The sequence below is a fragment of the Parafrankia sp. Ea1.12 genome (assembly GCF_900465275.1).
Taxonomy (GTDB): domain Bacteria; phylum Actinomycetota; class Actinomycetes; order Frankiales; family Frankiaceae; genus Parafrankia; species Parafrankia soli.
This window is the reverse complement of the sequence record NZ_UBIZ01000262.1, coordinates 1-21,437: the sequence shown is the minus strand read 5'-3', so window position 1 is coordinate 21,437 and position 21,437 is coordinate 1. Positions and strand designations below refer to the sequence as shown.

15 protein-coding genes and 2 pseudogenes are annotated in these 21,437 nt (G+C 71.4%); 7 read left to right on the top strand and 10 right to left on the bottom strand.

Translation table 11 applies throughout. The features are described from left to right. Positions 1-3 precede the first annotated feature (3 nt). Positions 4-354, top strand: a complete 351-nt coding sequence (locus FMEAI12_RS36600; protein WP_157904315.1) for a CATRA system-associated protein — start codon at positions 4-6, stop codon at positions 352-354. A 2-nt stretch (positions 355-356) separates the two neighbouring features. Next, positions 357-1,850: a CATRA conflict system CASPASE/TPR repeat-associated protein gene (locus tag FMEAI12_RS11685; RefSeq protein ID WP_255565683.1), complete on the top strand. Its 1,494-nt coding sequence runs from the start codon at positions 357-359 to the stop codon at positions 1,848-1,850. Between the two features lie 106 nt (positions 1,851-1,956). Here the strand turns inward: FMEAI12_RS11685 and FMEAI12_RS36595 are convergent, their stop codons facing one another. The 5 genes and pseudogenes from FMEAI12_RS36595 to FMEAI12_RS11655 all read right to left on the bottom strand — a co-directional run bounded on the left by FMEAI12_RS36595 (position 1,957) and on the right by FMEAI12_RS11655 (position 6,234). Continuing rightward, on the bottom strand, positions 1,957-2,301 hold the full coding sequence (locus FMEAI12_RS36595) for a sterol desaturase family protein (RefSeq protein WP_160144260.1): 345 nt from the start codon (positions 2,299-2,301) through the stop codon (positions 1,957-1,959). Positions 2,302-2,830: 529 nt separating this feature from the next. After that, positions 2,831-3,283, bottom strand: a complete 453-nt coding sequence (locus FMEAI12_RS11675) for a group II truncated hemoglobin (RefSeq protein WP_112106028.1) — start codon at positions 3,281-3,283, stop codon at positions 2,831-2,833. Between the two features lie 224 nt (positions 3,284-3,507). Further along, positions 3,508-4,164 (bottom strand): annotated as a pseudogene (locus FMEAI12_RS11665) (cation diffusion facilitator family transporter); the annotation flags it as partial. Positions 4,165-4,303: 139 nt separating this feature from the next. After that, on the bottom strand, positions 4,304-5,083 hold the full coding sequence (locus FMEAI12_RS11660) for an SDR family oxidoreductase (RefSeq protein ID WP_112106027.1): 780 nt from the start codon (positions 5,081-5,083) through the stop codon (positions 4,304-4,306). Positions 5,084-5,226: 143 nt separating this feature from the next. Then, on the bottom strand, positions 5,227-6,234 hold the full coding sequence (locus FMEAI12_RS11655; RefSeq protein WP_112106048.1) for an NAD(P)-dependent alcohol dehydrogenase: 1,008 nt from the start codon (positions 6,232-6,234) through the stop codon (positions 5,227-5,229). Between the two features lie 206 nt (positions 6,235-6,440). On the opposite strand from FMEAI12_RS11655, the gene FMEAI12_RS11650 reads away from it, so the two are divergent. Continuing rightward, entirely contained in the window at positions 6,441-8,009 is a 1,569-nt protein-coding gene (locus tag FMEAI12_RS11650; RefSeq protein WP_112106026.1) for an MFS transporter, read from the top strand. Next, positions 7,993-8,610 (top strand): TetR family transcriptional regulator, encoded by a 618-nt coding sequence (locus FMEAI12_RS11645; RefSeq protein ID WP_112106025.1) that lies wholly within the window; start codon positions 7,993-7,995, stop codon positions 8,608-8,610. The genes FMEAI12_RS11650 and FMEAI12_RS11645 overlap by 17 nt, the downstream gene beginning before the upstream one ends. 451 nt (positions 8,611-9,061) lie before the next feature. Here the strand turns inward: FMEAI12_RS11645 and FMEAI12_RS11635 are convergent, their stop codons facing one another. Further along, positions 9,062-11,479, bottom strand: a complete 2,418-nt coding sequence (locus tag FMEAI12_RS11635; protein ID WP_112106024.1) for a SpoIIE family protein phosphatase — start codon at positions 11,477-11,479, stop codon at positions 9,062-9,064. A 193-nt stretch (positions 11,480-11,672) separates the two neighbouring features. Between FMEAI12_RS11635 and FMEAI12_RS11630 the strand changes: the two genes are divergently transcribed. Genes FMEAI12_RS11630 through FMEAI12_RS11620 form a run of 3 tightly spaced genes read left to right on the top strand, consistent with a single transcriptional unit; the run spans position 11,673 to position 17,031 of the window. Then, positions 11,673-15,311, top strand: a complete 3,639-nt coding sequence (locus FMEAI12_RS11630; RefSeq protein WP_112106023.1) for a HAMP domain-containing protein — start codon at positions 11,673-11,675, stop codon at positions 15,309-15,311. 1 nt (position 15,312) lies between these two features. Continuing rightward, positions 15,313-16,056, top strand: a complete 744-nt coding sequence (locus FMEAI12_RS11625; RefSeq protein ID WP_235013911.1) for an EthD domain-containing protein — start codon at positions 15,313-15,315, stop codon at positions 16,054-16,056. Positions 16,057-16,110: 54 nt separating this feature from the next. Beyond that, entirely contained in the window at positions 16,111-17,031 is a 921-nt protein-coding gene (locus tag FMEAI12_RS11620; RefSeq protein ID WP_112106021.1) for an LLM class flavin-dependent oxidoreductase, read from the top strand. Between the two features lie 40 nt (positions 17,032-17,071). On the opposite strand, the gene FMEAI12_RS11615 is transcribed toward FMEAI12_RS11620, so the two are convergent. The 4 genes and pseudogenes from FMEAI12_RS11615 to FMEAI12_RS39845 form a co-directional block, all read right to left on the bottom strand. Beyond that, positions 17,072-18,124, bottom strand: a complete 1,053-nt coding sequence (locus tag FMEAI12_RS11615) for a GTP-binding protein (protein WP_112106047.1) — start codon at positions 18,122-18,124, stop codon at positions 17,072-17,074. Positions 18,125-18,240: 116 nt separating this feature from the next. After that, positions 18,241-19,431: a glycoside hydrolase family 64 protein gene (locus FMEAI12_RS11610; protein ID WP_112106020.1), complete on the bottom strand. Its 1,191-nt coding sequence runs from the start codon at positions 19,429-19,431 to the stop codon at positions 18,241-18,243. A gap of 41 nt (positions 19,432-19,472) precedes the next feature. After that, complete coding sequence (locus FMEAI12_RS11605; protein WP_112106046.1) at positions 19,473-21,110, bottom strand: cellulose binding domain-containing protein; 1,638 nt, start codon at positions 21,108-21,110, stop codon at positions 19,473-19,475. A 93-nt stretch (positions 21,111-21,203) separates the two neighbouring features. Beyond that, positions 21,204-21,437: pseudogene (locus tag FMEAI12_RS39845) on the bottom strand (two-component sensor histidine kinase); the annotation flags it as partial.

Sequence of the window (21,437 nt, the reverse complement as noted above, 5' to 3'; positions counted from 1 at the left end):
ACGGTGAACGCTGACGCGGGGTTGGTGCCGCTGCGCAGGGCTCTCGCGGCCCGACTCGCGCCGCGAGCCTGGGAACGGTTCGGTGTTCTCGTCGATAATCTGGAAACCGCATGGTCCGCGGCGGACAGTGGCGAATTCGACAATGCCGTGCTGCGGCTGGATCTCGCGGTGCGCAAGCGCGCCAGCCGGCTCGGCGAGGAGCCGCTTGTTCCCATGACGCCACCGGTCCGGGAACGGGTGAACAGAATGATTCATGTTCTCACCGAGGTGTCGGGCCGCGACGCCGTCGGCCCCGGGAACCGTCGGCGCCCCGGGTCGTCGGAGATCCCGGCCCCGGCCGACACCGGCCACTGAGGGTGGCCGGACGCTCGGGGTCGGTTCCACCGGCCGGCCGGACCGCGGGTGCCGGGCCTGAACCAGCGGCGCACGAGCTCTGGGGGGCCGAACTCGTTGTCCACCTGTTTGCTCCGGTGGATGGGCCTGAAGCGGCGGACGCGTACGGGTTTCTCCGGGACGTCTGGTCGGCGTGCCGCCGCACGCTGAAGATGGGATCGGCTCTCGACCGGTTGGGAGTGCCCGCCGACCTGCCGGGTTCGGTCGGCGACCTGCCTTCCCGAGGTCTGCTCGCCGCCCAGCTCAACCTGGGCGACGGGACGCACCAGGCGCTGTTCCGGCGGGACCATGACCTGCTCTGTCTGTCCGTGATGCTCGCCCCGGCGGTGGACGGCGGTGCCCTCGACTGGTCCGCGCCGGAGGACCAGTGGAGCGGCGTGGCGGATGAGCCGCCCGCCTCGCTGATCGGCGCCGTGCGTCTCTACCAGGGGCATCTCGGCCGCTCGGAGGCGGGTCCGCGGGCGGTGGTGACCGCGGCCCCCGAGCTCGCCCGCACCTGCGCCAACGCCTGGTCCGGGTGGCACCAGGCGCCCGGATGGGAGGAACGCGGTGCCACCACCGGCCTGGGGTTCGCGGTGTGGGAACCGGCCGTTCCGGCGGACGACCAGATCGAGCGGAGGCTGCTTGTCCTGGTTCCGGGCTCACGGGACGGAGAACTGGTCGCCTGGACGTGGAACCGCCGGGACGCCGCCGCGCCCGCTTTCCAACGCTATCTGGCCGGGGCGGCGAAGGTCCGCTACCAGTGGCGCGTTCGGGACGGCGGTGACGCGGTCCACGGCCTGCGCGACCGGCTCGACGAACGGGGAGCGCGGCTGCGGGAGTTCCTGCGCGACCCGGTCCCGTTCCCGGACCGCGTCGCCGCCTGTGTGCAACAGCTCCACGTCGACCAGGTGGACCTGACGACCGTCACCACGAGGATGACGGAGATGCGGCACAGCGTGAAGATCTCCGGGGCCAACATGGCGGCGATCCTGGCGGCCGATGGGACCGTGCCTCGCGACGGCGACCCGTTCGCCACTGACCGGCGGCTGGTGGAGCACGTGGTCGACCAGCTCGACGACGACCTGGTCTTCCTCGGCGCGGCGGGCACGCGCGTCGAGGCGGTCCTGGCCCTCGCGGCCCGGTCGACCCGGCACGTCCGGTCTGCCGAGCACGTCCGGTCGGCACCGGACATCCAACTCGATCCGGAGGAGACGACCCAACTGCGCGCGGAGCTCGCGGCGGCCTTCGGCGCCGGGGTACGGGCGTCTCAGCTGCTCGAGGAGATCGGTCTGCCCCGCGCGCGCCAGTTCGTCCAGGGCGGTGCGACTCCGCTGGAATGGTGGACCGAGATGCTCCGGGAGCTCGGCAACGGCGCGGTCGACCGGCCGTACCGCAGCACGCTGGAGGCCGCGCTGCGGGAGTACGGCTACAACGACGTCTTCGTCCGTCTGGCCCGTCGCCACGGGCTGCGCTGACCCCGGCGCCCGGAGAGCGCCGCGGGAGCCGACGCGGCCCGGCGAGCGCTGGAGCAGGAAACGAGCTTCTCCAGCAGGGTCCGATCGGTGATCGACTCGTTCCTGCTCACGTCCGGGCACTTCTGCTCAGGCGCGCCTGGGGACGGAAAGGTGCCGCGATCTGGCCGAGCCAGCTCGCCGGCATGGCCTCGCCGATGGCGTAGAGCGGGACGACGGTGACCACCAGGTTGATGATCTGGCCGAGGGGATGACCACGGCTGGTGGACAGCCAGTCCAGATCGGTGCTCGAATGGTGCACCGCGTGCAGCCGCCACAGCGGCGGGATCTCGTGCAGGGCCCGATGGCCGAGGTAGTTCGCCAGGTCGGCGAGCAGGATCAGGACGGTGAACTGCACCCATCCCGGCTGGTCGAGCACGAACCGGCGCACGGCGTCGGGGAACACGGCGTGCACGGCCGGCCCGACGACCCCGAGCGTGACCGCGACGGCGATCGTGATCGGCAGCCGGTTGGCGAAGGTGTGTACGACGTCGACGGCCCAGTCCGGCCGCGACGGCCGGCGGACCAGGGGGATCAGTTGCTCGAGCGGGACGAAGACCAGCGCGCAGATGAGAAAGCCGATCAGTAGCTGCGGCCGTTCCAGTACACCGACCGCAGGAGCCGGAGTCTCGGTGTCGCGCTCATTCCGGCCGGGGCCATGCTAGCCCGCGGGGAAGAATTGCACTATTGCTGTTGCCCGTTCGACATCTAACGTTCACCAGCATCACCTGCCTGACGATTACCCGGAGCTACGGCTGGATCTATTCGGGCAGCTCCGGCTCGGCCGTCCCGGGCTGTATCGCGGGGTTCGCAGGGCGAGACTTCTTCTGATTCATCGGGTGGCTGTTCAGTGGTGGCCGAACGGTTCGTCCGCACGGTCCGGACCGAGGTTGCCGGCCGGGTGCCGATCTTCGGCTGGAGGGTGGGCTCCGTTCCGGTGGCTGCTAGCGGATGGAGCCGTCCGGCCAGGTCCAGATCGGCACCTCGCGGAGAGGGTGCAGCTGATCGTCGGTCTCGGCGTTCGAGTTCTGCAGCGCGACCTGGGAACCGAATTCGACGTGGGAGCGCAGGGTCTCCCGGAACGGTTCGTCTGTGGGCAGCCCAGCCTTGTCCGCCGCGGCCATATACAGCTCGACGAAGCGTTGCCGCTGGTGTTCCTGGATTTTCAGGCCTCGGTGCGCGTCGATCAGGTGGGTGAAGCCTCCGAGCTCCTGGGTGTAGCGGTCGGGACCGCCGAACGTCTCGGCGGTGAACGCGGTGAGATGGTCGACGTGGTCAGGGTGGCCCGCACCGAACAGCGGCTGCAGCAGCGGGTCGGCCAGAACGCTGGAGTAAAAGACATCAACGAACCGGCGCAGTGCCGGCTCGCCCCCAGCATGATCAATGATCGACGTCATGGTTACTGCTTACGCAGCAGGCGCGCCTCAGTCAACACGGAGACGGCCCTTCGCGCTCATAGCGAACACCCGTACAGTTTCCCCGCCCTGACGCCCCTGTGTACGGTCCACTGGTATGCGTGCCTCGCCCTGTCCTGCCGGGACGTCGAGGAACCGCTCGCCGAACGGGGCATCACCGTCGATCATGTGACTGTCTGTTGACCAGCGTGGCCAGGCCATCGACGTGCCGCGATCACGATTCCGGCCAGCGCCGCCGAATCCTCGGCGAAGACGGCCCGCAGGGTGGGGTCGGTGGTCTCCAGCACGTGCTCGATGACGTCCCGGTTCATCGACTCGGCCTCCGGCCTGGCCTGCCGCACCGACTGGAGGAACGACGTCCCTTCAAGCAGGAACGAGACGCCCAGGACGACGTAGCCGATGAGGTAGTCGCCGCCGGACTCGTCGGCGAACAGTTCCTGGACCCCGTGGGTGACGGAGACCGCGCCGCCGGCGGTGAACAGCCCGATGGCGGCGAACAGCGACCAGACGTAGGCCTCCCGGCCGAACCCGTGCGGATGGGTCGGCTCCGGCGGCCGGCGGGACCGCCGGTCCGCCACCACCAGGAAGACCTCGTTGCCGGTGTCGGCCCACGAGTGAGCGGCCTCGGAGACCATCGAGGGCGAGCCGGTGAGCAGCGCCGCCACCGACTTCGCGATCGCGATCACCAGATTCGCCGCGAAGGCGACCGCGATGGTGAGGCTGCTCTCGCTCGCCCCCGCGCCCCCGTCCTGCTGTAACGGGATGGCCGCCGCGGCCTCCGGCGGCAGGTCTCCGGGTGCGTCCCGCTCGCCGGCGGAGGGCGGTTCGCCTGCGGGACGAGAGGCTTCCGGCTCGGTGGGCATGTCGACAGTTCTCGCCGCCGGCATCCACCTTGTAATCGGCAGCCGCCCCCGAACAGGCACCGGTACCCACCAGCGCTGGTCCGCCAGCAGGCGTGCCCGACGGACCGGTCGGCCGAGCGCTGAGCCGGTCGGGTGGGCCTCAGATCGTGGTGACCATCCCGCCGTCGATCACGATGTTCGCGCCGGTGATGTTGGCTGCCCGGGAGCTGGCCAGGAACAGCACCACGTCGGCCACCTCCTCCGGCCGTGAGAACCGCCCGGTGACCGTGCCCGCCGCGACCGCGGCGGCCACCTCCTCGGGGTGCTCCCCCTGCCTGGCGCCGACCTGCGCCGCCATGCCGGCCGGCCCGAGCCAGAGGCTGGTGGCCACCGGTCCGGGATCCACCGTGTTCACCCGGATTCCGCGTCCACCGAACTCCTTCGACACGGATTTGGCGACGTTTCCCAGCGCCGCCTTGGCCGCCGAGTAGTCCAGCACCGCCGGGTCGGGAAGCCGCGCGTTCACCGAGCCGATGTTGACGATCACACCGCCGCCGGCGGCGAGGAACACCGGTATCGCGGCCCGCATCGCACGCACCGCCGCCATCAGGTCGAGCTCGATGGTGCGGGACCACATCTCGTCGGTGATCGCGAGGAAGCCGTCCAACCGCGCCGGCGCCGCGCCGACGTTGTTCACAAGGATGTCGAGGCGATCACCGGCCGCTGCCACCAGCCGGGCCGGGCTGTCCGATTCGGCGAGGTCGAGGGCGAGCGCGGTGGCGCCATGCCGGTCCACAAGTTCGGAGAGTGCGTCGGTGACGGTGCGGGAACCGGCGACGACCCGCGCACCCGCACCCGCCAGTCCCTGCGCGATCGCCAGGCCGATCCCGCCACCCGCGCCGGTGACGACGGCGACCTTGCCTTCGAGTTCGAGTTCCATACCGTGGACGGTAGGGGTCGGTCCCGGATTCTGCTTCTGTCAGGTGATTCCCTCGAATGCCCCCGGGATCTCGATCATGATTTCGCCGGTGGGGGAGGTCCCGAAACCGGGCGGAGGACAGTCATTCGACTCGCGCTCGCAACTCACCGCGCGGCCGGACGGGCGCTGAGCGGTGTGAGCACGACCTTCGCGCGGGCGTGTTCGACCTCGAGGTAGCGGATGGCCTCCGGCGCCTCACTCAGCGGGTAGGCGCGGTCGATGACCGGGGTGATCCGGCCCGCCTCGATCAGCTCGCGCAGCGCCGAGAGCCGCTGTCCGGAGGGTTTCGGTGTGGGCGCGATCAGTCGGTGCGGCACGAGGCGGGCGGCGAGCATGCCCCGGATGAACAGGCCCATCGGTCCGACCAGGCTGACTCCGGTGGACGTCCCCCCGCCGGACAGCACCAGCGTCCCGCCCGGCGCCACCGCTCGGCGCAGGGCGGTCAGGGAACGGTTGGCGACCAGGTCGAACACGACGTCGTAGCGAAGGCCGGCCCGGGTGAAGTCCTCCTGCCGGTAGTCGACGACGTGGTCGGCGCCCAGCGAGCGCACGAGCTCGGCGTTGCGGGCGCTGCACACGGCGGTCACCTCGGCGCCGAGCGCCCTGCCGACCTGCACCGCGAACGTCCCGACGCCGCCGGACGCCCCGTTGATCAGGAGCCGCTGGCCGGCGGCCAGACCGGCCTCGTCGCGCAGGCAGACCAGCGCGGTGTTGCCAGCCAGCGGCACCGCGGCGGCCTGCTCGTAGGTCAGGTTCGCCGGCATGGCGCCGAGCACATCCTGTGGAGCGCACACGTACTCGGCGAAGGCCCCGTCGGCCTCACCGAAGACGTCGTCGCCGGGACGCAGGCCGGTGACGCCGGGCCCGGCCGCGACGACCTCGCCGGCGAAGTCGGTGCCGAGGATTCTGTTCTGCGGGCCGCGCAGGGACACCCCGGGCAGCACGAGGCGGGCGAGGTACGGGTCGCCCCGCATGACGTGCCAGTCGCGGGCGTTGAGCGACGCCGCGCGCACCCGCACGAGCACCTCGTCCCGGGCCGGGGCGGGCTGCGCGACGTCATCGAGCCGCAGGACGTCCGGCGGCCCGTAGCCGTTCTGGACGATCGCCCTCATCGGGTCGTTCCGGCTGCGGGCGGCCGGTTGACGGTGGTGTGGACCATGCGTCTGATCGTTTCCGACGGCGCCACCGGTGTTCATCGGAGCACAGGCCCGAGTCGGGTCGGCCGATCGACGGATGTGACAGCCATACTTTCGGGGGCATCGACAATGTGGGTGTTACCTTCTTTTGAAGGAATCACCCACTAGGTGGAGGCTGTCGGATGTCGAGTTCGGAGTCGCGGCGGTGGTGGGCACTGGGGGCGGTCAGCCTGAGCGTGCTCGCCGTCAGCCTGGACGGCACGGTCCTGTCGGTGGCTCAGCCGACGCTGTCGACGGCGCTCGACGCGTCGCAGTCCGATCTGGTGTGGTTCTCCGCCGGTTACCTGCTCGTGCTGGCCGCGGCCGTGTTGCCCGTCGGCCTGGCAGGTGACCGTTTCGGGCGCCGCCGGGTCCTGCTCGTGTCGCTGGCCGTCTTCGGGCAGGGGTCCGTGGTCTGCGCCTGCGCGGGGTCGGCGGGGGTGTTCCTGGCGGGACGGCTGTTCCAGGGCCTGGCCGGCGCCGGCATCACCGTGATGGCGCTGTCGGCCCTGATCGTTCTGTTCGACGAGCAGGAGCGCCCGAGAGCGGTGGGGATCTACCAGGCAGCTACGTTCGTTGCCCTGCCGCTCGGCCCGATTCTCGGTGGCTGGATGCTGTCGCGGTTCTGGTGGGGCTGGGTCTTCCTGCTCAACGTTCCGGTCGTCGTCCTCGCGGCAGTGATCGGCTTCGTCCTGATCCCGGAGTCGCGAGCGACGCGACGTCCTGGACTGGACCCGGTCGGCACCGCGGCGTCAGCGGCTGGACTGGCATTGGTGATCTACGGTCTGGTGCGCGCTGGGGAGCGCGGCTGGGGCAGCCTGGACGCGCTGCTGTCGATGGCCGCCGGGGCCGCCGCGGTGGTCGGGTTCGTCTGGTGGGAGCGCAGGCTCGGTCGGCGGCCGACCGGCCGGCCGCTGGTCGACCCGCGGCTCCTGCGGCCGGGGCCGTTCCTGTGGGGATCGGTGCTCGCCGCGGTCGCGGGCCTGGCGATGATCGGGGTGCTGTTCACGATGCCCCAGTACTTCCAGGGTGTGCGCGGTACCGGAACCCTGGGCAGCGGCCTACGCCTGCTGCCCCTCATCGGTGGCATGGTCGTCGGCGCCGGGCTCGCCGGCCGACTCGCACCGGCGATCACCGTGCGGCTGGCGACAGCGCTGGGATTCGTACTCCTGGCGGGCGGTCTCGCCGTGGGAGCCACCACGACGCCCACCTCTGGCACGGTGTTCACCGCGGGTTGGACGGCGCTGGTCGGCGCGGGGACAGGACTGGCCCTGTCGGTGGCGACCGCGGCGGCGCTGGCCGGGCTGTCGGCCGAACGCAGCGGCACCGAGTCCGCTGTCGTGCAGGCCTTCAACAAGACGAGCGGCCCACTCGGCGCGGCGATCACCGGCAGCGTCCTCGTCGCGGTCTACCACGCCCGCCTCGGCAGCGCCCGCCTCGACGGGATTGGGCTGCCGGCGACGGTGGCCGAGAGCGCGCGCAGGAGCCTCTACGACGGTACGGCCACCGCGCACGCGGCCGGGGCACCCGGACTGGAACAGGCGGTCCGGGCGGCGTTCGTCGACGGGATGAGCGCGGCGTGCCTGGCATCAGCCGCGATCGCCGTGCTCGGAGCCGTCGCGGCCCTGGCCGTCCTTCCCAGTGGCCGATCCCGTAGAACGGAGACCGGCCAGCAGACCGAGGAGGGGACCGCCGATGCCGTCGCGCACTGAGCCGTCACGCGGTGACCGGGCTGCGCCTGGTCTGCGGGAACGCAAGAAAGCCCGGACCAGGGCCGCCATCCAGGCCCACGCCCTGCGGCTGTTCCGCGAACAGGGCTACCACGCGACCACCGTCGACCAGATCATCGACGCCGCGGAAGTCTCGGAGACGACCTTCTTCCGCTATTTCCCCGCGAAAGAGGACGTCGTTTTCCAGGACGACCTAGACCCATTGATCATTGAGGCTTTCCAGAGCCAACCCACGGAACTTTCGCCGATCCAGGCGATACGTGCCGCTATTCGCCAGCAGTTCGATGCCCTGACCCCAGAACAGCGGCAGGCGATTCAGGAACGCACCTCGCTCATTGTCGCCGAGCCCGCGTTGCGCGCTGCCATGCTCGACCAGATCTCCCAGACCATGCTCCTGCTCGCCGACGCGATTGCCGAACGGACGGGACGTCCAAAGAGCGACCTCGCCGTGCGCACCGTCGCCGGCAGCGCCATCGGTGCCATGCTCGCCACCCTGCCGGCCCTGGCCGACAACCCCGAAGCGGACCTGCCCGCCCTCGTCGACCAGGCCCTCGGCCACCTCGAAGCCGGACTACCGGTATGACCTGGCGACAGAGTCCTCCAACCTAGCCCCCTCCTGGCGGTGTGAGTAGGGGCGGCGGTGCTACGGATCGGTCCGGAGGCGGAGGCGTCGTAAGGCTCGGGCTGGTAGGAGCCGTCTCGGCTGTCGCCGCCCTGGCTGGGGCCTCCGGTACACCCGGCCAGCGTCGCGATCGACGCAGCGATGAGCGCCAGACGTGCCCTGCCCACGGCTTCCCCCTCACCCCGTCAGCCGGGTGGACGGTACAGGCCGGAGCAGCCACAAGTCACAACGGGGCATCAATGTTCCGTCGAATGCGGGGCGTGCCGCCGACTACCTGGCCAAGCCGTGCTCGTATCCCGTCCTGCGGGCTAGCCGCGCTCGACGGTTCGTAGTCCTTGTTCGGGGGTCCACGACTCGATGACGAGTCTGGTGGCCTCGGGGTTGAGGTGGGTGACGGCGTATCGGCACCTGTTCAGGACTGTCGGATGACGATGAGGCAGGTGTCGTCGTCGGTGTCCGGGGTGGTGTGCGCGAGCAGGTGATCGGCCCGGTGCGAGACGTCGAAGCCCGGTGCGGCCGCGATCCGCAGCAGCGCGTGGAGGGATTCGTCCAGCCCGGTTCCGCGGCGTTCGATGAGGCCGTCGGTGAAGAGAAGCAGGACGTCGTCCGGCTCAAGAACGTGGACGGTTTCCTGGTAGTCGACATCGGGTTCGACGCCGAGCAGGAGCCCGTCGGGCATCGGAAGGGCGTGGGCGGAGCCGTCCCGGACGAGCACGGGCGGCAGATGCCCGGCGCGGGCCCAGCGCAGCGCACGCTCGGCGGGACGGTAAAGGCCACAGATGACGGTGGCGGTGATGTTGTCGGCGAGGTGGTAGGTGACGTTGTTGAGCCAGCGCAGCAGCTGCCCGGGGCCGGCGCCGGTGACCGCGAGGCCGCGCAGGCTGTTGCGCAGGGTCACCATGCCGGCCACGGTCCTGATGCTGTGCCCGGCGACGTCACCGACGACGAGCAGGACCTCGCCGGTCGGCAGGGTGACCGCGTCATACCAGTCGCCACCGACAAGGTGCTCCTGCTCGGCGGGGCGGTAGCGGACGGCGACCGCGAGGCCGCCGAGGTCGACGGGCTCCTCGGAGCTGGGCAGGATCGCCCGCTGCAGGGCGAGCGCGAGCTGATGCTGGCCGTCGGCCCGCGCCTCCGAATCGGCGAGCTGGTCCCGGGTGGCGTCAAGGACGACCTGCGTGCGGTAGTGGCTGGTCAGGTCCTGGTAGATGCCGCGGACGGCGACCGTCACGCCGGCGGCGTCGGTCACCGGCTCGGCGAAGGCGCGGAGCTGGCGCAGCGTCCCGTCGCTGCCGATGACCCGGAACGATCCCGAGGCGGCCCGGCCGAGCCGTAACAGCGCGTCACGCAGGTGGTCCACGGCCGCCCGGTCGTCCGGGTGGATGTGCGGATCGAGGTCGTCGAGCGGGACGGGTGACATCGTGCGGTCACGCTGGAAGAGCTCGTAGACGTGGTCGGTCCAGCGCACGGCCCCGGTGCGGACGTCCTCCTGCCAGCCGCCGAACCGGCCGAGGCGTTGCAGGTGGCCGGCCAGGGAACCGCCCGTGCCACCGCCGCCGACCGGCCGCCAACTGATCACGACTCCGTCGAAGAAGGGGGCGATGCGGACGTCGAGCTCCTCGGCGACGAGCACGTCGTCGACCAGGACGAGCAGGGCGATGCCGTCGGCCTGGTACTGCTCGCCGGTACGCACGACCGCCACGGCCCGCTCGAGCAGGCCGGCGTCGGCGGCCATGAGCGGGTAGAGGTCGAGAAGGCGCCGGCCACGCAGCTGGGCCGGGTGCCTGCCGGCCGGGTCGACGAAGCCCTCGTTCACGTGGTCGACGTGGAAGTCGAGGATCTCGCCGTCCTCGGCGCGCACCGCGTGGGCCAGCAGCACCGACCCGGCGACGGCGTCGAGGAGGGCGGGCAGCCAGGCCGTTCGTCCGCCGAGGGTCTGTGGCTGCGCCGAGCGGGTGTCGGCGGAGAATCCGCCCGGGTGCAGGCCGCGCAGGCACAGGTCCGCGAGCGCGACGAGCTCGCGTCGGAGCCCGGCGGTGAACTCCGCGAGCGGGGCGGGCCAGCAGATCTCCACGGCGCCCACGACAGCGCCTGCCTGCAGGAACGGCAGCGCCGCCCGCGCCCCGAGCCAGGGACCCACCCGCGGCACCGAGCCGACGCCCGCCCGGCCGCCCGCCGGGGCGTCCGAAGGTCCGTTCGCCTGGCGGTCCGTTGGGCCGTCCACCGGGACGTCGGTCGGATCGTTCGCCTCGGGCGGTGAGCCCTCGGGCCACCACTGCGGCGTGGCGCCGCGGGCCGCGCGCATCGCCACGCAGTCCAGCTGCGGCGGGATGCGTTGCCACCGGCTCGCCTCGAGCGGCCCCAGGCCGGTCTCGCCCACCAGGGTGAGCGCGCCATCGGATTCCAGCATCCAGAAGGCCACGGCGACGGCACCCTGATGGGCCAGGACCTCGGTGAACACGGCCTCGGCGACCGGGCAGCCATCGGTGGCGTGGCTGACCGCGGCCTCGGCCAGCCACAGGCGGCGCCGGGCACCGTCGTCGAGCGGGGGTCGATGGAGTGTTCCGGTGGTCCCGCCGAGCACCTCGGCGGCGAACTCGTCCGGGGTGACCCCGGAGGCGGATGCGAGACGGCGCAGCTGGTCACCGGCCTCGGTGACCGAGCAGCGCAGCCGTTCGGCCAGGACCCCGACGGCCATGTCGATCAGAGCGTCGGCGGCGGACCGCGCCCGGAGCTCCGCCAGCTCCCGCTGCTGACGGGCGATCACATGGAGTAGCCCCGTCGCGGTGTGGTCGCGGGGGTCGGCGCTACTCTGCGACGCCCGGGACACACCTCTCCTCGTCCGCTCCGGGTAGTGGGGTTCCGGGGAGTGGCGGTCCGACCAGGCAGCGGTATGTGACCAAGAAGTGAGACTTAATCCGTCTACTCTACTGCGGGACATCCGCGAGGATCGGGACATCTCTCATGCCGCTTCTCGCGCCGCTTGGCACAGCGGCCGCACGACCGGGCTGGAGGACGACACGGTGACTGAGGTAACGGCGCGTAACCAGACCCCGGCCCAGCTGGACGACCCGGCGCTGCGTCAGTTGCTCGCCGGTCTCACCGCCGTGCGGGGTGGGGATTTCGGAACCCGGCTGCCGCGCGTCGGCGACGAGCTGATGGACGAGATCGCCACCGTCTTCAACGGGATGATCGACCAGCTCGCGCTGTTCACCTCCGAGGTGACGCGGGTGGCCCGGGAGGTCGGCACCGAGGGCAAGCTCGGCGGGCAGGCCGAGGTGCCGGGCGTCTCCGGCTCCTGGAAGGACCTCACCGACAACGTCAACGCGATGGCCGGGAACCTGACCGGCCAGGTCCGTGACATCGCGCAGGTCGCGACGGCGGTCGCGGAGGGCGACCTCTCCCAGAAGATCACCGTGCAGGCCCGGGGCGAGATCCTGGAGCTCAAGAACACCATCAACACGATGGTCGATCAGCTTTCGGGTTTCGCGGACGAGGTGACGCGGGTGGCCCGGGAGGTCGGCACCGACGGTCGTCTCGGTGGTCAGGCGGACGTCAAAGGTGTGTCGGGCACCTGGCGCGACCTCACCGAATCCGTCAACGTCATGGCCGGGAACCTGACCAGCCAGGTGCGTTCCATCGCCCAGGTCGCGACGGCGGTCGCGCGAGGCGACCTCTCCCAGAAGATCCGCGTCGACGCCCGGGGCGAGATCCTGGAGCTGAAGGAGACCATCAACACGATGGTCGATCAGCTTTCGGGTTTCGCGGACGAGGTGACGCGGGTGGCCCGGGAGGTCGGCACCGACGGTCGTCTCGGTGGTCAGGCGGACGTCAAAGGTGTGTCGGGGACCTGGAAGGACCTGACCGACAACGTGAACGTGATGGCCTCGAACCTGACCGCCCAGGTGCGCTCCATCGCCCAGGTGGCCACCGGCGTCGCCCGGGGTGATCTCTCCCAGAAGATCACGGTGGAGGCGAAGGGTGAGGTCGCGGCGCTCGCCTCCGCCATCAACACCATGGTCGACACCCTCGGCGCCTTCGCGGACGAGGTGACGCGGGTGGCCCGGGAGGTCGGCACCGACGGCCGCCTAGGCGGCCAGGCGAGCGTCAAGGGCGTCTCCGGCACCTGGAAGGACCTGACCGACAACGTCAACTTCATGGCGAACAACCTCACCAGCCAGGTCCGCAACATCGCCCAGGTCACCACGGCCGTCGCCCGCGGTGACCTGACCAGGAAGATCGACGTCGACGCCCGCGGTGAGATCCTCGAACTGAAAACGACCATCAATACGATGGTGGACCAGCTCTCCTCGTTCGCGGACGAGGTCACCCGGGTCGCCCGCGAGGTCGGCACGGACGGCCGCCTCGGCGGCCAGGCGGAGGTCGAGGGGCTCTCCGGCACCTGGAAGCGCCTGACCGAGAACGTCAACGAGCTCGCCGGGAACCTCACCCGCCAGGTCCGGGCCATCGCCGCCGTCACCAGCGCGGTCGCCACCGGCGACCTGACCAGGTCGATCACGGTCGACGCGCAGGGCGAGGTCGCCGAGCTCAAGGACAACATCAACGCGATGGTCCGCTCCCTGCGCGAGACCACCCGCGCCAACCACGAGCAGGACTGGCTGAAGACCAGCCTCGCCCACATCGCCGGGCTCATGCAGGGCCACCGCGAGCTGGAGACCGTCGCGCAGCTGGTCATCGACGAGCTGACCCCGATGCTCGACGCGCAGCACGGCACCTTCTTCCTCGCCGACGCCGGTGTGGACGCCCCGGCGCTCACCCTCATCGCGAGCTACGGGTACCGGCCCACCCCCGACATGCCGCGCAGGTTCGAGTTCGGCCAGTCGCTCGTCGGGCAGGCAGCGCGGACGAAACGGTCCATCGTGGCCCGCACCCCCGCCGACTACCTGAAGATCGCCTCCAGCCTCGGCGAGGCAACCCCGGTGACGCTGATCGTGCTGCCGATCCTGTTCGAGGACCAGGTGCTCGGCGTCGTCGAGCTCGCATCCTTCACCCCGTTCACCCAGGTCCACCTCGACCTGCTGAACCAGCTGACGGAGACGATCGGCGTCAACGTCAACACGATCATCGCGAACTCGCGGACGGACGCGCTGCTCGAGGAGTCCCAGCGGCTCGCGGGCGAGCTGCAGGCCCGGTCCGAGGAGCTGCAGTCCCGCCAGGAAGACCTCCAGCTCTCCAACGCGGAGCTGGAGGAGAAGGCCACCCTGCTGGCCAGGCAGAACCACGACATCGAGGTCAAGAACGCCGAGATCGAACAGGCCCGCCAGGAGCTGGAGGAACGCGCCCGGCAGCTGGCGCTCGCCTCCAAGTACAAGTCCGAGTTCCTGGCGAACATGTCGCACGAGCTGCGCACACCACTGAACAGCCTGCTGATTCTCGCCCGCCTGCTGGCGCAGAACCCGACCCGCAACCTCACCGCCAAGCAGGTGGAGTACGCCCACGTCATCCACACCGCCGGCTCGGATCTACTTCAACTGATCAACGACATTCTCGACCTCTCCAAGGTCGAGGCCGGGAAGATGGACATCCACCTGGAACGGGTCGTTCTGCGTGATCTCGCCGAGGACCTGAAGAGCACCTTCTCGCCGATCACCGCGGAGAAGGGCCTGCGGTTCACCGTGGACCTCGCCCCCGGCATACCGGCCGATCTCCTCACCGATCAGCACCGCCTCGCGCAGGTGCTGCGCAACCTGCTCTCCAACGCGGTGAAGTTCACCGAGCGCGGCAGCGTCGAACTCGCCATCGTCGCCACCCCGGGCGGGGACCTGTCACCGGCCACCCCCGGCGTCACCTTCAAGGTCACCGATACCGGCGTCGGTATCGCCGAGGAGAACCTCGAACGCATCTTCGGGGCGTTCCAGCAGGGCGACGGCACCACCAGCCGCCGCTACGGCGGCACCGGCCTCGGCCTGTCCATCTGCCGTGAGGTCGCCGCCCTCCTCGGCGGCGAGATCGAGGCCCGCAGCGAGTTCGGCAGGGGCAGCACCTTCAGCCTGCGGCTGCCGCTGGCTCCCCCACCGCCGACTGAGCCCGAGATGGTTCCTCGGCCCCGCCGCACGCAGGCCCTGAGCGACACCGAGCCTTTGTCAGGCGACCCGCGCCCCGTCGGCGCGCCGTCCGCCCTCGCCGCCCCTGCGCCGCCCGCCGTCGTGCCCGGCCCGCCGAGCGCCCTGCCCGTGGACGACCGGCGTCCGCCGCGGCAGGCGGCCTACAACAACGACCAGCTGATCGGGCGCACGGTGCTGGTGGTGGACGACGACGTGCGCAACGTCTTCGCCATCACCAGCATCCTCGAGCTCTACGGGCTGAACGTGATCCACGCCGAGAACGGTCGCCGGGGCATCGAGATGCTGCAGTCCGATCCGGGCATCGACCTGGTCCTGATGGACATCATGATGCCCGAGATGGACGGCTACACGACCATGACCGCGATCCGCACCATGCCGCGGATCGCGGATCTGCCGATCATCGCCGTCACCGCGAAGGCCATGCCCGACGACCGGCAGAAGTGCCTCGACGCCGGCGCGACCGACTACATCACCAAGCCCGTCGACGTCGACGAGCTCCTCGCCTGCATCCGAACGAGGCTGGTCACCGGTTCGGGCGTCGGCGGGCGGCGGGCAGGAGGGCTGGGCACTGGGTGAAGTGGTCGATCCCGCGGCTCGATTGACCGGCTATAGGAGAGTAATGATCAAGCGGATATTACTGGTCACCCGGGGGTGCGCACCGGACGATTTCGTGCCCGCCTGGCGCGCCGCCATGGGCGCCGCCGCGGCCGCGCCGCCGGACGTCCGGCCCTCCCGGGTAACCGCGGGAATCGTGCTGGACGAGGTCACGCCCGAACCGCGTCATGACGCCGTCGGCCAGGAGTGGTTCGACGACGAGGAGCACCTGAAGCGGTTCGAGTCATGGCTGACGTCACCGGAGGGCGCAGTGGTCGACGAACTGCTCGGCCGCGCGGTTGAACGGGATGCCAGCGGCATTGTGGTGGCCCGCGAGCACGTGATGCGCGGTGAGGAATGGCTTTCGCGGCGGCGGCGGGACGGCGGTGAGAGCCTGAAGCACATGGCTCTCGCGACGCGCGCGGCGGGCCTCACCCAGGCGGAGTTCTTCGACCGTTGGCGGAATCGCGCGGGCCTGGTCGGGGCGGTGCCGATTCCCCCGGTGGCCCGCGGGCAGGCATATATGCAGAACCATCCGTTGCCGCGGGACGTGGGCGACTGGCCGTACGACGCCGTGAACGAGGTCTATTTCGACAATCTCGACGACCTGCGCGCGCGGATCGCGTGGTTCGCGGAGAACCTTGCCGGGAACGAGGACGACCTGGTCCGGGAGTCCTGGTTCGTCACGGTCCGCGAGGAGGTCCTGTGGCCCGATCCCGCCGCGTAGCCCGGCCCTCGGCTCGCCCGCTCCCACCGCTGCTCGGCAACGGCCGGTGAGCCGGTGACGACCACCGGCCCGACGGTGGGCCTGATGCTTCCCACGGTGGCGAACCCGGACACGGGCGCGGTAGACACCGCGCGGGTGGTCGAGGCGGCCCGGCGGGCGGAGGCGGCCGGTTTCGACGGCGTCTACATCGGCGACCACCTGCTGCACCCGCATCCGATGCTGGAGTCGGTCGTCACCCTTTCCGTCGTGGCGGCGCGGACCGAGCGGGTCTCGTTCGGGCCGTGCGTGATGCTCATGGGCCTGCGGAATCCCGTGGCCCTGGCGAAACAGCTCGGAACACTGGCGGCGTTCGCTCCGGGCCGCCTGCGCGTCGGAGTCGGCGTAGGGGGCGAATACCCCGGCGAGTTCGAGGTGGCGGGTGTCGCGCTGCCGGAGCGCGGACGTCGCATGGAGTCGGTTCTCGGCCAGGTGCAGTCGCTGCTGAGATCGGGCGCGCAGCGTCCGGACGTGACAATCGCGCCGGGCGCGCCGGACGTCCCGTTCCTCCTCGCGGGCTGGAAAGAGGTGTCGCTGCGTCGGGCGGCGACGTACGGAGACGGCTGGATCGGTTATCTCCTCGCCCCCGACAGCTTCGCGCGGCGCCGGGCCTTTCTGCTTGAGCATCGGGAGAAGCTGGGGCGGGTCGAGGTCCCTTTCACGACTGGAATGCTCGTCCCGGTACACGTGGATCCGTCGGGTGGTGCCGCCGTGAGCGCCGCGGCCGCGTGGGCGAAGATCACCGACTCCGAGGCCGGGTTCCCGGCGCGGCTGTTCGCCGCCGGCCGGCCGGGCGAGGTCGTCGAGCAGCTGCACCGCTACTGGGCGGCCGGCTGCACCGAGCTCGTCCTGGCGCCGGCCGATCAGGGCGAGGGCTACCTCGAGCAGGTGAGCATGCTGGCTGGGGAGGTACTTCCACAGGTGAAGGCCTTCTCATAGGACGCCCTGGGACATCCCAGGGAGCGGCCCGCCCAGGTGCTCAGGTGCTCAGGCGCCGGTAGCGGGCGAGGCGGCGGACCCCGTCCGCGGCGGGGCGACCAGGGCACGGCTGGAGGGCCGCCTCGAGACGGGCGCGGACGGCGGCCTGGTCGAGACGCATGCCGATCGCGACCAGACCGCTGGCATCGTCCGCCGCGGGCCTGACAGCGCCGGGCCTGACAGCGCCGGGTCTGGTCGCGACGTTGATCTCCCGTCCGACGACATTGACCACATAGCCGCGCGGTCCCCGCGCCGTCTCCACGGTCACGGTGCCCTTGAGCCGGTAGACGTTCGCGGGGGGGTCCTCGAGCAGGTCGATCAGCGGGCCGGGATCGATCGGACCGGCGGCGGGAACGGTCACCGCGTCGACCCGCGGGTGCGGGTCGTGACCGTCCTCGTGGTCGTGCCGGGCCAGGGCCGCGAGCGGGAGCTCGTCGACCGGGTCGTACGGGTTCGCGGCGTCGAACACGAGCACCGGGTCGACGCGGCCGTGCGTCGTGTCGACGACGTGGGCGTGCGGGTTGCTCTCGCGCACCCGGCCGGTGATCCGCGCCAACGTCTCGGCACGCCGCGCCGGCGGGACCCGGTCGGTCTTGTTGATGACGACGAGCGAGGCGGACGCGAACCGGGCCGGCGGCAGCCCGCCCGTGTCGACGGTGTCGAAGTAGGCGGGGGCGTCGATCACGTCGACGAGACCGCCGGGGCGCACGCGGTCCACACCGCTGAACCGGATGAGCCTGGCCAGCGCCGGCGGGTCGGCGACGCCGCTGGCCTCCACGATCACCGCGTCCAGCCGCAGCTGGGGATGGCTCAGCTTCTCCAGCGCCTGGTCCAGGCCGTCCGTGTCCGGCAGGCAGCACAGGCAGCCGCCCGCGATCGAGGCCGGCTGGTCCACCTGACCGGAGACCAGCGCGGCGTCCACGTTGATCGCCCCGAAGTCGTTGACCACGACCCCAAGGCGTGCCCCAGGGGCCTGGAGCAGGTGGTTGAGCACCGTCGTCTTGCCGGCACCCAGGTATCCGGTCAGCGCGATCACGGGCACCCGCACGACCATTCCCACCCGCCTCCTCCCACGCCGCGGCCAGCCATCCGTATCGACTGGTCCCACGGATTTCCGGACTCAGGCTACGAGGACCGTCCACCCGGGCTGCCGGCGACGGCCGTCGGTGGTCAGAAGGGCGTGAGCCACAGGGTGGCGGACGTCGGCGCGGTGTCCTGGATGTAGGAGGCGAAGCCGGCGACGTCGTCGAAGGCGAATCCGTACGCTCGGCCGTCCGCGCTGTGCTCGTGCAGGACCCGGGCGTAGTGGTTGGTCGTCGGGTAGCGGTAGAAGCCCGCGGGGTCGGTCGTCGGCTGGGCCGGCTGGGTGAGCAGCGTCGAACGGTTGAAGCCGGCTCCCAGCACGGCGGCCACCGGCCCGGTGACGCCGTCGTTCGGCGCCGCGAGCGCGCCGTCGCAGAACAGGACGTCGCGGGTGCTCGGCCGGACGAACGGCGCGACCCCGCCGTCGAAGCGCAGCAGGCCGCCGTTCACCGTGCCGACCCGGGTGCCCGTCCCGACGTCCACCGTGAGCTGGCGCGACGTGTACTGGTTCCACACCGCGTCGATGTAGCCGTCGAAGTAGGTGGCGGGGAAGATGCCGGCCTCCAGGCCGTGGCCCGGCGCGATCACCCGGGTGCCCTCCCCGCCGGCGTCGTCGACGACCAGCGGGGCGAACACCGGGTGTGCCCGCATCGCGTCGAAGACGGCGGCCCGGCCGCCGGGCGCCAGCCGTCCGGTCGTCTGGTCGGCGCTGCCGCGCAGCCCGATGGCCATCGGCACGCTGAACATGTCGACCGCCGTGGTGTTGCAGAACATGCCGGCGTCGTTGTGGGTGAACTCGACGAAGTCGTGCACCACGCCGAAGCTGGGGTCGGCGCGTACCCAGCCGGCCGGGTGCTGGAGCGCCGCGTTGCCCGCGCCGTCGACCACGACCTTGAAGCGCAGCTTCGAACCGGTCGACACGTAGATCCGCCCGGACATCCCGTTCGGGACGACGAACGGCGTGTCACCGTCCGACACCAGGGGGATGGACAGGTCGGCGAAGCCGTCCGGGCCGTTGTCGGCGAGTGAGACCTGGGCGAGGGCGCCGTCGCGGCGGGCGTACACCTGCCGGCCGGTGATCAGGTCGGTGCCGACGACGTAGAGCCAGATCTGGTTGTTGGCGTACCGGTAGGTGTGGTTGACCACGGTCAGCGGCAGGCCCGCGCCAGCAGCGAGCGCGGCGTGCTCCCGGCTGCCGGCGGCGGCCCACACGGCGCCTCCGGCGGTACCCGCGACGGCGGCGGACGCCGCCAGCAGGAACGTGCGGCGGTTCGGCATGGCGGTCCCCTTCACTGAGCGGCTTCTCACCGGGCGGCTTCTCACTGGGCGGCGTTGAAGGCGCGGGTGAAATCGAACGGCCGCGCCTCGATGCCGCCGCAGGTCGGCTGCGCGTACGGCACCGGCCCGCCGGGGCAGGGCTGGTCGCGGGTCAGCGACCACATCGACAGCCAGGCGAGGTCGACCTCGGACGCGAACCGCACCAGCCGCCGCGCGTCGGCCAGGGTGAACACCTCGCTGGCGACGTCGTTCACACCGATCATCGGGGTGACGGCCACCCGCCCCCACGCCTGCGCGTCGGACAGCTCGAACACGCCCTTGACCTGGGCCTGGGTCGCGGTGGCGGCGTCGATGGCGTACTGGCCCATCCGGCCCGCCGGGTTCGGCGCGGCGCCGTCGCCGTAGTCCATCGCCATGATGTTGACGGCGTTCACCGTCACGCCGTTCTCCCGGGCGTTGGCCAGCAGGTCCACGCCGGCCTGGGTCAGGCCGGACGGCAGCACCGGCAGCGTGAACGAGACCTCCAGCGGCCGGCCTCCGGCCGCGGCCTCCCGCTGAAGCCGGGCGATCGCCTGGGCACGCCGGGTGTTCGCGGCGACGTCCGGCAACGTGCCGCCCTCGACGTCGAAGTCGAGCCGGGTCACCCCGTAGACGTCGACCACCTTGCGGTACGCGGCCGCCAGGTCGTCCGCGCTGCCGCAGGCACTGGCGAGCTCGGTTCCGGACGCCCCGCCGAACGACACCCGGACGTCGCCGCCCAGCTCACGGAACCGGCCGATCTGGCCGGGCACGCCGTCCATGGTGAGGTCGCTGACCCCGCCCCACTTCGGCGTACAGCCGCCTCCACCGGCCACGACGAAGGCCAGCGTGACGTCACGCAGGCCGGCGGTCCGCGCCGCCGCGACCAGGTCGAACGGCGGGTACAGCGAGGTGTCGACGTACGGCGCGAACCCGCCCGAGCCGCCGGAGCCACCGGAGCCGTTCGACGGCGGTGCCTGTGGGGACGGCGGCGCCGGCGGCGCGGTGGTCGAAGCGGGCGGCGTGGTCGGCATGCTCGGGGTGCTCGTCGGAGCGCCGCTCGGCTGGCCGGTGCCCGGGCCGCCCGGGCCCGCGGTGGGCCGCGGCGCCGTGTCGGGTGGCGTGGCCGGGTCGGTCGGCGACGCGTTCGGTGGCGGGGACGACGGTGCGGCCGGCCCGGTGGCCGAGGGGTCAGGCTCCGGGCCCGGGTCGCCGTTGCCGGAGCCGGGCGTGCAGTCCTCGCCGTTGATCCGACATCCGAGGGGGTCGGTGGCGCCGCCCGGAGCGGCGATGACGAAGCCGACGTCGACCGACTCCCGTGGCGCGAGTGTGGTCTGCCAGGCCGGCGGGGTGACGGTCACGTGACGGCCGTCCACCTGGTAGGCGGCGTTCCACAGCGAGGTGAGGGTCGCACCGTCCGGCAGGTCGAACTCGAGGGTGAAGCCGTCCGGCGAGTCCGCGGAGTTGGTGACCTGATACTGGGCGGAGTAGCCGGTGCCCCAGTCGTTGGTGCGGCTGTACGCGGCGTCGAGGCCGGCGGCGTCCGCGGTGCCGGGCACCACCACGGCCAGGCCGACCGCACCGCCAACGGTGAGCAGGGCCGCGGTACCCGAAATGATCTGACGACGACGGCGTCGGTGCCGACCTCGCAAAGGTGACATGGCGTACATACCTCCCGCAATGGCGAATTGCGGCAGGACGCTAGTCGCGGGCGCGCCGCCGACCGGCCCTGCTGAGGCAGCGCAGAAACGCTCTTAAGACCCGCTTAGGGATGCACCCCGATTGCGGGCCCGGAAGCCACGGCGGTGGCGCAGGCGGCGTCCACGGCCGTCCGGCGGGCGGGTGGACGACGTGCGCAGGCGCATCCGCACCTCGGCGCCACCGAGCTGGGACCGGCCGATCGTCAGCTCACCGCCGGTCGACTCGGCCACCCGCCGGGCGATGTCCAGCCCCAGCCCGGTCGACCCCGCGGCGGCGCTGCGCCGGGG

Coding starts and splice junctions, on each gene's coding strand:
- FMEAI12_RS11675 (WP_112106028.1), bottom strand. CDS start 3,283: ATGACGTCGATCATTGATCATGCTGGGGGCGAGCCGGCACTGCGCCGG.
- FMEAI12_RS11660 (WP_112106027.1), bottom strand. CDS start 5,083: ATGGAACTCGAACTCGAAGGCAAGGTCGCCGTCGTCACCGGCGCGGGT.
- FMEAI12_RS11655 (WP_112106048.1), bottom strand. CDS start 6,234: ATGAGGGCGATCGTCCAGAACGGCTACGGGCCGCCGGACGTCCTGCGG.
- FMEAI12_RS11650 (WP_112106026.1), top strand. CDS start 6,441: ATGTCGAGTTCGGAGTCGCGGCGGTGGTGGGCACTGGGGGCGGTCAGC.
- FMEAI12_RS11645 (WP_112106025.1), top strand. CDS start 7,993: ATGCCGTCGCGCACTGAGCCGTCACGCGGTGACCGGGCTGCGCCTGGT.
- FMEAI12_RS11615 (WP_112106047.1), bottom strand. CDS start 18,124: ATGGTCGTGCGGGTGCCCGTGATCGCGCTGACCGGATACCTGGGTGCC.
- FMEAI12_RS11610 (WP_112106020.1), bottom strand. CDS start 19,431: ATGCCGAACCGCCGCACGTTCCTGCTGGCGGCGTCCGCCGCCGTCGCG.
- FMEAI12_RS11605 (WP_112106046.1), bottom strand. CDS start 21,110: ATGTCACCTTTGCGAGGTCGGCACCGACGCCGTCGTCGTCAGATCATT.